Here is a 9,770-nt window from a genome sequence, read left to right as displayed (position 1 = left end):
TGCTACAAGTCCTACGCCTGGCGCAACACGCTGGCCGCGGCCGGCATCTCGCACAAACGCACCCGCGCCTACCGGCCGCAAACCAACGGGAAGGTCGAACGCCTCAACCGCACCCTGCTGGAAGAGTGGGCATACGCCCGCCCTTACCACTCAGAAAGCCAACGACGCGAAGCGTTCCCCAACTGGCTGCACACCTACAATCACCACCGCGCGCACACCGCGCTCGGCGGCCTACCACCCGCCAGCCGCGTTCCTAACCTCACGGGTCAGTACACCTAGGGCACGTCGCGGGGCCGCCGGAACCCTGCGGCCCCGCGGCGTGCCTGCGCTTGCCCCCGGACGGCGGGCACGCGCAGCGCGCCACACATCCGCACGGCCGCCGTGAACTACGCTCTGTGCGTTCCCGCCCACACTGCGGCGGGCTCGTACAGGCGCAGGCGGACGGGAGCGTGGCCCGTGACGGAGCAAGCGGTGCAACCCACAGGCACGGACGCCCCCGGCGGGCCGCCCCACCCCCGCAAGGACCGCGCGGCCACCGCGGGCGACCCGGCGCAGTGCCTCACAGCGCATGCCGGCGAGGAGGTCGGGGCGAGCGGCGAGCTGTCCGGCCGCAGTCGCGAACTGAGCGAGCTGCAGGCCGACTTGGAGCGTGCCGGACTGCACACCCTGTCGGGACGCCCGGCGCCGCACAGCCGCGTGCTGCTGATCGCGGGGCGCCCGGGTTCCGGACGTACGTCCCTCGCCGAGGCGCTCGTCGCGCGGGCCGCCGGCCGCTACCCGGACGGCGTGCTGCGTGCCCGGCTCACCGATCCCGGCGGTGCGCCCGTCCCCACCGAGCGCACCGTGCGCGATCTGCTCGCCGCCCTGGGGCCCGACCCCGTACCCGCGGGCGCCGGGGACGACGAACTCACCGAGACCCTGCGGGCGGCGCTCGGCACCCGCAGCGTCCTGCTGCTCCTCGACGACGTGACGAGCGCGGAACAGGTGCTCGACCTGCTGCCCGACAACCGCGACTGCCTCGTCCTCGCGGTGGCCTCCGGTCCGCTCACGGGCGTACCCGACGTCCGGCCGTGCACCCTCGGGGGCCTGGAGCGGCCCGCGGCCGTCTCGCTCCTGGCCTCCCGCGCGGGCGCGCCGCACCGTACGACGGTCGATCCGGGCAGCGCCGAACTCGTCGCGGAGGCGTGCGGAGACCTCCCCGCGGCCCTGGTCATGGTGGGCGGCTGGCTGGCCGCGCGCCCCAAGCTCTCCGTGGCCGACGCGGCCAAGCAGCTCGGCCTGCTGCCGCACACCGACCCGCTGGAGCGGGCCTTCCGGCTCGTGGCGGACTCCCTCGCCAAGGCGCCGTCGCGGGTGCTGCGCATGCTGGCCCTGGCACCGTCCGGACTGGCGGACGCGCACACCGCCTCGTCCCTCGCCGGGTGCTCGGTGGCCACCGCGCAGGGCATCCTCGAGCAGTTCCTCCGCCTGGGCCTGGTCCACAACAGCACGCTCGCGCCCGGCTGCTACGAGGTGCCGCGCTGCCTCGACCCCCTGCTGCGCGCCGAACTCGCCGAGCGGGAAGGCCCGGAGGAGTCGATGCTCGCCCGGGCCCGCATGCTGGAGCGCACCGTACGGCAGTTGAGGGCCTGCCACGCGATCACCGAACCCGAGGGCTCCGAGGCCCGTAAGAGGCTCGCCTTCATGCCGCGTACGGTCCGCTTCGGCACCGCGGAGGCGGCACGGCAGTGGCTGGAGGAGAGGCGTCCCGCGATGATCGCCGCCGCCCGTCTCGCCGTCGACGAGGGCGAGGGGCGTCTCGACGGACTGGCCCGCCGGCTGATCTCGGCGCTCGCCCGGGCCTTCGACGCGCATCGCTCCCCGCAGGAGGCCGCCCCGGAGCTCTACCGGCTCCACGAACTGGTGCTGGACGTCGCCGAACGCGGCGGCCTGCAGCGCGAACGGGCAGCGGCACTGCTGAACTTGGGCGACCTGGACGCACGTACCGGCAGGCACTCCCGCGCCCTCGCCCGCTACCGCGCGGCACTCGACGCCGCCCGCGACGGACGGGCGGGCCCCAGGGGGCGCAGGGTGCCGGACCATTTCGCGGCAGGGCGCGCGCTGGAGTCGATCGGCAGCACCTACGAGGACGTGAGCGACTGGGCGCGCGCCGCCGACTGGTACGGCCGCGCCCTCGAACACCACCAGACCCGCGACGCCCAGGCCGCCGCGGCCCGCGTGCACGGCCGGCTGGGTGCCGTGCACACCTGCGCCGGACGGCTCGACGACGCGCTGCGCGAATGGCGCGCGGCCGCCGCCAATTTCCGCAGGCTGCAGGACGCGCGGGCGCACGCCCGCGCCCTGAGCGAGGTGGCCAGGGTGCAGGAGTACGCGGGCAGGCCGCAGGAGGCGGTGCGCACCTGCCGGCTCGCCATCCAGGCTGTCCGGCCCACGGGGGACGCCAGGCTCCACGCCGCGCTGCTGCTGCGGCTCGCGGACGCCTGCGACCGGATCGGGGACGTACGCGAGGGCCGGAAGCAGCGTCGGGCGGCCGATGAGCTGCTCCGATCGCACAATGGCGGGTACGACGCAGAGTCGACCTGCGAAACCAATAGCTGATCCCGAAAAAATTGCTGCTTTGTAAGGCTGGACACGGAAGCATCCTTCATTAGACTGGCGGAGCCGTGGCTGCCCGAGCAACATCCGGCATACCTCACATCTGCCGCTGTAATGGGATGTCGCCACAATCGCTTCCGCCGCCCGCCGGCGCGGAAGGTTCCGAGAAATCCAGAGTCAAGGACCGTGATCGACGTGAAGGTCGGCATCCCCCGCGAGGTCAAGAACAACGAGTTCCGCGTGGCCATCACCCCGGCCGGGGCGCACGAACTCGTACGCAACGGACACCAGGTCGTCATCGAGGAGGGCGCCGGCGCCGGCTCCTCCATCCCCGACGGGGAGTACGTCGCCGCGGGAGCCGAGATCCTCGGCTCCGCCGACGAGGTCTGGGCGACGTCCGACATGCTGCTGAAGGTCAAGGAGCCGATCGCCGAGGAGTACGGGCGGCTGCGCAAGGACCAGACGCTCTTCACCTACCTGCACCTCGCGGCCTCCCGCGAGTGCACGGACGCCCTGACCCAGTCCGGTACGACCGCCATCGCCTACGAGACCGTGGAGACCGCCAACCGGTCCCTGCCGCTGCTCGCCCCGATGTCCGAGGTGGCGGGGCGCATCGCCCCCCAGGTCGGCGCGTACCACCTGATGCGTTCGGCGGGCGGCCGGGGCGTGCTTCCCGGCGGCGTGCCGGGGGTGCACGCCGGGCGTGCGGTCGTCATCGGCGGCGGCGTCTCCGGATGGAACGCCACGCAGATCGCCACGGGCCTCGGCTTCCACGTCACGCTGCTCGACAAGGACGTCAACAAGCTCCGCGAGGCCGACAAGATCTTCGGTACGAAGGTGCGCACGGTCACGTCCAACGCCTACGAGCTGGAGCGCGCCGTCCTCGATGCCGACCTCGTCGTGGGCGCGGTGCTGATCCCCGGCGCCAAGGCGCCGAAGCTGGTGAGCAACGAGCTCGTCTCCCGCATGAAGCCGGGAAGTGTTCTTGTCGACATCGCGATCGACCAGGGCGGCTGCTTCGAGGACTCCCGGCCCACGACCCACGCGGAGCCGACCTTCCAGGTCCACGACTCGGTCTTCTACTGCGTCGCCAACATGCCCGGCGCGGTGCCCAGCACGTCCACGTACGCGCTGACGAACGCCACGCTCCCGTACATCGTCGAACTCGCCAACCGCGGCTGGCGCGAGGCCCTCCGGGGGGACGCGACCCTCGCGAAGGGGCTCAACGTCCATGACGGCGAGGTCTATTACGGTCCCGTCGCCGAGGCGCACGGGCTGCCCAACCGCGAACTCGGCACTCTGCTGGGCTGATTGCGGAACACAGGCGGAGGGTCAACAGCCGCCGTCAATGCGAAAGACCGCACGTCACCGGCCTGTTCCCGAACCCGGGGGGCAGGCCGGCGGCGTGCGGCCGGCGGTGTGCCGGGGGGCTCAACTCGCCTTGCGTACAACCCTCTCGGCTGTTTCGCGCCGCGTCCGGACCGGGTCCGTGGCGCTCATTGCCTCTTGACATCGGGGTGTTGGCTGCTCGACACATCGTGGCGTCTCCGGTGGATTGTGTTGCTGAGGACGCCCGACACGCCATAGAGTCGCCAAACGTCGGCATGGTGTCACGCTGACCTGTCTAGAAGTTTCCTGGTCACCAAGGAGGTAGGACGACTTGTGAATGAGTCGACATTTTCTCCCGGGGGTGGTCGACCGGGAGCACCTGTGCGGGGCCAGGAGTCCTCGGGGTCCGAGGGTGTCGGCTCCGTCGCTGTCCGAACCTTCGCCGCCCACCAGAACGCAGCATCCGCAACCACAGCCCACCAGAGCATGGACGGCCGCCAAGTGAACGCCATGGCCGGCAACTCCGCGGGCGACGAGTCCGCCGAACTCGCCGACTACAGTGACCCCCACCGCTTCGCCTACGGCGAGCTGCCCGAGGGGCACTTCTACGATCCGGACGCCGAGTACGAACCGGACCCCGAGTACGCGGCCACACTCGCGCCCGACGCCGCGCGGCAGCGCCGCGAACGCATCGGCCCCACCGGCCGCCCCCTTCCGTACTTCCCGATCCCCGGACCGGTCAGCGAACCGGGCCCGGCGAAGATCATCGCGATGTGCAACCAGAAGGGCGGCGTCGGCAAGACGACGTCGGCGATCAACCTGGGCGCGGCCCTGGCGGAGTACGGGCGCCGCGTGCTGCTCGTGGACTTCGACCCGCAGGGCGCTCTCTCGGTCGGCCTCGGCGTCAACCCGATGGAGCTCGAACTCACCGTCTACAACCTGCTGATGGAGCGGGGGCTGGCACCGGACGAGGTGCTGCTGAAGACGGCGGTGGCGGGCATGGACCTGCTGCCGAGCAACATCGACCTGTCGGCCGCGGAGGTGCAGCTGGTCAGCGAGGTCGCGCGCGAGTCGACGCTCCAGCGGGCGCTCCAACCGCTGCAGAACGACTACGACTTCATCGTCATCGACTGCCAGCCCTCGCTCGGCCTGCTGACCGTCAACGCGCTCACCGCCGCCCACAAGGTGATCGTTCCGCTGGAGTGCGAGTTCTTCGCCCTGCGTGGCGTGGCGCTCCTGACGGAGACCATCGAGAAGGTGCAGGAGCGGCTCAACCCCGAGCTCGAACTCGACGGCATCCTGGCGACGATGTACGACTCCCGCACGGTGCACAGCCGCGAAGTGCTGGCCCGCGTCGTCGAGGCGTTCGACGAGAACGTGTACCACACCGTCATCGGGCGCACGGTCCGGTTCCCCGAGACGACCGTCGCGGGTGAGCCGATCACGACCTACGCCTCCAACTCCGTCGGCGCCGCCGCCTATCGCCAGCTCGCCAGGGAGGTGCTCGCCCGGTGCCACGCCGAGTGAGTCTCCCTGCAGCTGACGAACTGTTCCGCACGACCGGAGGGTCAGCAGTCCAGCCCTCGGCCCCCGCGTCCCAGCACATCGGCAACGGCGAAGACCCCTCCGGCAAGGCAGCACGCGTCCCGTCCTCACCCGCCTCGGACCTGGAGGCGGCGAACGTCCCCGGCGAGTCCGCGGAGGGCGCCGAGGAGGCCGCGGCGGGCGGTGACGGCTCCGGTGAGCACAGCGCCGCGGCCGAGAACGAGGACCCCGGCAGCACGCGCGGGAGCGCTCAACCCGGCGCGGACGGCCTCCCGGCGGGCGAAGGCGACGGCGAGCACTCCGGCCGGGAGACCACGGGGGAGGGCAAGCAGCCCGGTGGCCGGCGGCACACCGTCCCGGGTCAAAGCGCCCGGAGCCAGAGCGCGTCGCAGAACGCCGGACGCGTCCCGGCCGACTCGCAGCGTCTCGGCGCGCAGCCGCAGCCGCTCCAGCCGGCAGCGGAGGTGAGGGCGAAGGCGCAGCCCAAGCCCAAGCCCGGCCAGGGCGCCGAGCCCCGCAGCCGTCAGACGGCGGCCCCCCGCCGCGGCCGCGGCGCCAACCGCCGCCCCAGCGGGCGCGAACGCCACGACGAGAAGATCACCGTCTACGTCTCGGCGGAAGAGCTGATGGACCTGGAACACGCCCGGCTCGTGCTGCGGGGCGAGCACGGACTCGCCGTGGACCGCGGGCGCATCGTGCGCGAGGCGGTCGCGGTCGTCCTCGCGGACCTGGAATCACGCGGCGAGGCGAGCATCCTCGTACGGAGGCTGCGGGGACGTTGACGGTTCCGCACCGAAGGCGGCCGGGGGCACGGCCTCGCGTCCCCGGTGACCGCTCCCGAAAGCACAGGTACATGAGTGAGCCGGAGCGCCTGAGCGGGCCCTTCCCCAGTACGCTGCCCGGCGATGCCCACTCCTGACCACGACGCCGACTCCGCACCCCGCGCCGCCCGCCGCACTCTCGGGCGGGGGCCGGGGACTTCGTCGGCTTCGGGAGCTCCGCCCGCGGCCGCTCCCCCCGGGCCGGCGGCCGAGCCGGAACGCTCCACGACGGAGCAGACGCAGCCGGAGCCGCCCACGCCGGACCAACCCGCAGCGCCTGCCCGGGAGTCGGACGCTGAGGTGGACGCGGCCCCGGGCATGGACGCGGTCCCGGACGTGGACGCCGGCACGGGCGCGGCCCCGGACACGGCCGGTGCGCCAGTGACCGTCGCCCCGGAAGGCACCACCGCCGAACCGGCCGCCGACGATGTGCCCGAGCAGGGCGGCGCTCCGCGAGAGCAGGCCGAGGGCGAACCGGACGAGGGGCAACAGGCCGCCGACGACGGGCGGTTCAAGGTCGTCCTCGACAACTTCGAAGGCCCCTTCGACCTCCTCCTGCAGCTGATCTCCAAGCACAAGCTGGACGTCACCGAGGTCGCGCTCTCGAAGGTCACGGACGAGTTCATGGCCCACATCCGTGCCATGGGCCCGGACTGGGACCTCGACCAGACCACCGAATTCCTCGTCGTCGCCGCCACGTTGCTCGACCTGAAGGCCGCGAGGCTGCTGCCCGCCGCCGAAGTCGAGGACGAGGCAGACCTGGCGCTGCTGGAGGCCCGCGACCTGCTGTTCGCGCGGCTCCTGCAGTACCGGGCGTACAAGGAGATCGCCGGGATCTTCGCCGGGCGCATGGCCGGCGAGGCGCACCGCCATCCCCGTACCGTCGGGCTGGAGCCGCACCACGCCGAGCTGCTGCCCGACGTGGTGATCAGCATCGGACCGGAGGGGTTCGCGCGCCTCGCGGTGAAGGCGATGCAGCCCAAGCCGAAGCCGCAGGTCTACGTCGAGCACATCCACGCACCGCTGGTGAGCGTGCGGGAGCAGGCGGAAGTGGTGGTGGCGCGGCTGCGGGAGCTGGGGGAGGCCAGCTTCCTCCAGCTCACGGAGGACGCCGCGGACACCCTCACCGTCGTCGCCCGCTTCCTCGCCCTTCTCGAGCTGTACCGCGAGCGTGCCGTGTCGCTGGACCAGGAGGAGGCGCTGGGCGCGCTCACGGTCCGCTGGAGCGGCCCCGAGGACCTGGAGCCGCTGGTGACCGACGAGTTCGACCAGGAGCCCCCGCAGCCGGGACAGAAGCCCGCGCCCGACCCCGTACCCGACGCCGAGCCCGAGCCGACCGAGCCCGCGCAGAACCCGCCGGGGCCCCCGGAGCCCGAGGAGGAGATCCACGCATGAGCGAGGAGACGTACGAGATCCAGGAAGCCCTCGGGGCGGACACGTCCCCCGAGGCGCCCGCCGGGCCGCTGCCGGACGAGGCCCCCGGGGAGGGCGGCGTGGCGGAGCTGGAGCTCAAGCCCGCCCTCGAGGCCGTGCTGATGGTCGTGGACGAGCCGGCCACGGAGGAACACCTGGCGAAGGTGCTGGGACGCCGCCGCCGCCAGGTCTCGGACGCCCTCCGCGAGCTGGCCGACGAGTACGACCGGGAGCGGCGCGGCTTCGAGCTGCGTCTCGTCGCGGAGGGCTGGCGCTTCTACACGCGCCCCGAATTCGCCGAAGCCGTCGAGAACTTCGTGCTCGACGGGCAGCAGGCGCGCCTCACGCAGGCCGCGCTGGAGACGCTCGCCGTGGTCGCGTACCGCCAGCCTGTGAGCCGCTCACGCGTCTCCGCGGTGCGCGGAGTCAACTGCGACGGCGTGATGCGTACGCTCCTGCAGAGGGGCCTGGTGGAGGAGGCGGGCGCGGAACCCGAGACAGGTGCGATCCTGTACAGGACGACGCATTACTTTCTGGAGCGGCTGGGCCTTCGCGGCCTCGACGAACTTCCGGAACTGGCGCCCTTCCTCCCCGAGGCCGAGGCCGTCGAGGGGGACTCCCAGGAAGGCATGCCGTCGTTCGACGTAGACGACAGCGGCGACGAAGTCCTTGACAGAACGCAGACGGATCATTGATGCGAAGCAGCGGCAGCAGCACCGGCGGAAACCGACAGAACAGGGGCGGGGGCAAGAAGCCGTCCCCCCGCGCAGCCGGAGGGGGCGCAGGGAAGCAGCAGCGGGCGGGACGCCCGCGGCCGGAGGAGCGCCGCTACGGCAAGGGCGAGGGGCAGGCGGGCGGCGGCCCGCGCTCGGCGGGGGCCCGGCCTGACGGCCGCGGCCAGCGTGCCGGGCAGGGCGGCGGCGCCAAGGGCGCCGCGAAGAGCTCGGCGGGGAAGCCCCCGAAGGGCGGCCCCAAGGGCCCCAAGGCGGGCGGGGGCAAGTCCTCGGCGGGCGGCCCGAAGGGCTCGGCGGCCAGGGGCGTCGCGGCGAGGAACGCCGCAAAGAGCGGTCCCGGGAAGGTGACGAAGTCGGGCGCCCCGAAGGCCCGTGCGCGCAACGCCTCCGCGCCCGCACGGCCGCGGGAGTACGACGCCCAGATCGAGGCCCGCAACCGCGCCCGGCACAGCAAGCCGGCGGTGAAGCTCCCGAAGACCTTCGGAGACCAGGAGGGTGAGCGGCTGCAGAAGGTGCTCGCCCGCGCCGGCATGGGCTCCCGGCGCGCCTGCGAGGACCTGATCGAGCAGGGCCGCGTCGAGGTCAACGGCTCGGTCGTCGTGGAGCAGGGCGTCCGCGTCGAGCCGGACAAGGACGAGATCAAGGTCGACGGTCTGACCATCGCGTCCCAGTCCCACGTGTTCTTCGCGCTCAACAAGCCCGCAGGTGTCGTCGCCTCGATGGAGGACCCGGAAGGGCGCCAGTGCCTCGGCGACTACGTGCAGAACCGGGAGACGCGCCTCTTCCACGTCGGCCGGCTCGACACGGAGACGGAGGGCCTGATCCTGCTCACCAACCACGGTGAGCTGGCCCACCGGCTGACCCACCCCCGGTACGGGGTGAAGAAGACCTACCTCGCCGCGATACAGGGGCCGCTCCCGCGGGACCTGGGCAAGCGCCTGAAGGACGGCATCAAGCTCGACGACGGCTACGCGCGGGCCGACCACTTCAAGGTCGTCGAGAACACCGGCAAGAACTACCTCGTCGAGGTCTCCCTGCACGAGGGGCGCAAGCACATCGTGCGCCGCATGCTGTCGGAGGCGGGGTTCCCGGTCGACAAGCTCGTCCGCACCCGCTTCGGGCCCATCGCGCTGGGCGACCAGAAGTCCGGATGGCTGCGCCGCATGACGAACACCGAGGTCGGCATGTTGATGGACGAGGTCGGCCTCTGACCCTTCGGTCGTGACGGGCGTGGGGGCCGGCCGGCCCCCACGCCCCGGGCCGGACGCCCGTCCCCGCCGGTCACGGCCGTCTCACTTCTCGGTCCGCCGGTACGCGCCCGCCGCGGACGGAC

At 72.5% G+C, this 9,770-nt stretch carries 8 protein-coding genes; all 8 read left to right on the top strand.

Annotation, left to right across the window (positions count from 1 at the left end; all coding sequences use genetic code 11):
• On the top strand, window positions 1-279 hold a 279-nt coding region (locus H181DRAFT_RS24720; protein WP_045864034.1), incomplete at its 5' end, for an integrase core domain-containing protein.
• A gap of 321 nt (window positions 280-600) precedes the next feature.
• The gene (locus tag H181DRAFT_RS24715) at window positions 601-2,598 is read left to right on the top strand and encodes an NB-ARC domain-containing protein (protein ID WP_107068839.1); all 1,998 of its coding nucleotides are present in this window, start codon (window positions 601-603) and stop codon (window positions 2,596-2,598) included.
• Window positions 2,599-2,790: 192 nt separating this feature from the next.
• Window positions 2,791-3,906 carry an alanine dehydrogenase gene (gene ald, locus H181DRAFT_RS24710; RefSeq protein ID WP_045866651.1) on the top strand — a complete coding sequence of 372 codons (1,116 nt, stop codon included), beginning with the start codon at window positions 2,791-2,793 and terminating at the stop codon, window positions 3,904-3,906.
• Between the two features lie 351 nt (window positions 3,907-4,257).
• Window positions 4,258-5,451 (top strand): ParA family protein, encoded by a 1,194-nt coding sequence (locus tag H181DRAFT_RS24705; RefSeq protein ID WP_045866608.1) that lies wholly within the window; start codon window positions 4,258-4,260, stop codon window positions 5,449-5,451.
• Complete coding sequence (locus H181DRAFT_RS24700; protein ID WP_045866607.1) at window positions 5,448-6,251, top strand: hypothetical protein; 804 nt, start codon at window positions 5,448-5,450, stop codon at window positions 6,249-6,251. Before H181DRAFT_RS24705 ends, H181DRAFT_RS24700 begins: the two co-directional genes overlap by 4 nt.
• Window positions 6,252-6,374: 123 nt before the next feature.
• Entirely contained in the window at window positions 6,375-7,685 is a 1,311-nt protein-coding gene (locus H181DRAFT_RS28560; RefSeq protein WP_078895943.1) for a segregation and condensation protein A, read from the top strand.
• Entirely contained in the window at window positions 7,682-8,398 is a 717-nt protein-coding gene (gene scpB / locus H181DRAFT_RS24690; protein WP_052708712.1) for an SMC-Scp complex subunit ScpB, read from the top strand. The genes H181DRAFT_RS28560 and scpB overlap by 4 nt, the downstream gene beginning before the upstream one ends.
• On the top strand, window positions 8,398-9,648 hold the full coding sequence (locus H181DRAFT_RS24685) for a pseudouridine synthase (RefSeq protein ID WP_045866606.1): 1,251 nt from the start codon (window positions 8,398-8,400) through the stop codon (window positions 9,646-9,648). Before scpB ends, H181DRAFT_RS24685 begins: the two co-directional genes overlap by 1 nt.
• Window positions 9,649-9,770 lie beyond the last annotated feature (122 nt).

The sequence above is a fragment of the Streptomyces sp. WMMB 714 genome, assembly GCF_900090125.1.
GTDB lineage: Bacteria > Actinomycetota > Actinomycetes > Streptomycetales > Streptomycetaceae > Streptomyces > Streptomyces daqingensis.
This window is presented reverse-complemented; position numbering and strand designations above follow the sequence as displayed.

Coding starts and splice junctions, on each gene's coding strand:
- scpB (WP_052708712.1), top strand. CDS start 7,682: ATGAGCGAGGAGACGTACGAGATCCAGGAAGCCCTCGGGGCGGACACG.
- H181DRAFT_RS24685 (WP_045866606.1), top strand. CDS start 8,398: ATGCGAAGCAGCGGCAGCAGCACCGGCGGAAACCGACAGAACAGGGGC.
- H181DRAFT_RS28560 (WP_078895943.1), top strand. CDS start 6,375: ATGCCCACTCCTGACCACGACGCCGACTCCGCACCCCGCGCCGCCCGC.